General features: G+C 63.3%; 1 protein-coding gene and 1 pseudogene. Both read left to right on the forward strand.

Annotation, left to right across the window (positions count from 1 at the left end):
* On the forward strand, positions 1 to 717 hold a 717-nt coding region (locus tag AWB83_RS35590), incomplete at its 5' end, for an electron transfer flavoprotein subunit beta/FixA family protein (RefSeq protein ID WP_143750169.1).
* 15 nt (positions 718 to 732) lie between these two features.
* Positions 733 to 1274: pseudogene (locus AWB83_RS35595) on the forward strand (electron transfer flavoprotein subunit alpha/FixB family protein); the annotation flags it as partial.

A 1274-nucleotide genomic window follows, 5' to 3' on the forward strand; every position in this document is an offset into this window, starting at 1 on the left:
GACTACAACGTGAAGGTCCGGGTGAAGTCGGACAACACGGGAGTCGATATCGCCAACGTGAAGATGTCGATGAACCCGTTCGATGAGATCGCCGTGGAAGAGGCGGTGCGCTTGCGCGAAGCAGGCATTGCGACGGAGGTGGTGGCGGTGTCGTGCGGGGTCACGCAATGTCAGGAGACGCTGCGCACGGCGCTGGCCATCGGCGCCGATCGCGCGATTCTGGTTGAATCCGCTGATGAATTGCAGCCGCTCGCGGTGGCGAAGATCTTGAAGGCGCTGGTCGATCAGGAGAAGCCGGAACTGGTCATCCTGGGCAAGCAGGCCATCGACGACGATTCGAACCAGACCGGTCAGATGCTGGCCGCGTTGGCCGGCCTGCCGCAGGCGACGTTCGCATCGAAGGTGGTGATCGCGGATGGCAAGGCCACCGTATCGCGTGAAGTCGATGGCGGCGCGGAAACGCTGTCGCTCAAGCTCCCCGCCGTTGTCACGACCGACCTGCGCCTGAACGAGCCGCGCTACGTCACGCTGCCCAACATCATGAAGGCGAAGAAGAAGCCGCTGACGACGGTGAAGCCGGCGGACCTGGGCGTGGATGTGACGCCGCGTCTGAAGACCCTGAAGGTCGTCGAGCCGCCCAAGCGCAGCGCTGGCATCACGGTGCCGGACGTGAAGACGCTGGTGGAGAAGCTCAAGACCGAAGCCAAGGTGCTGTAAGGGAGACGGACGAAAATGACGATTCTGGTAATTGCGGAACACGACAATGCGTCGATCAAGGCAGCGACGCTGAATACCATTGCGGCGGCCGCGAAGATCGGCGGCGATGTGCACGTGCTGGTGGCGGGTTCGAACGCGCAAGGCGCGGCGGATCAGGCGGCGAAGATTGCGGGCGTGTCGAAAGTGCTGCTGGCCGATGCGCCGCAACTCGAAGCGGGCCTCGCGGAAAATATCGAAGGCACGGTGTTGAATATCGCGAAGGACTATTCGCACATTCTGGCTCCGGCTACGGCTTACGGCAAGAACATCGCGCCGCGCATCGCCGCGCATCTGGATGTCGCGCAAATCAGCGACATCACCGCAGTGGACAGCGCCGATACCTTCGAGCGCCCGATCTACGCAGGCAACGCCATCGCGACGGTTCAATCGAGCGATCCGATCAAGGTCATCACGGTGCGCGCGACGGGCTTCGATCCGGTCGCGGCCGAAGGCGGCAGCGCGCCAATCGAGAAGATCGAAGCCGCAGCCGACGCGGGCATCTCGCAGTTCGTGAGCCG

Origin of the sequence: Caballeronia ptereochthonis (assembly GCF_001545075.1) — a bacterium.
Taxonomy (GTDB): Bacteria; Pseudomonadota; Gammaproteobacteria; order Burkholderiales; family Burkholderiaceae; genus Caballeronia; species Caballeronia ptereochthonis.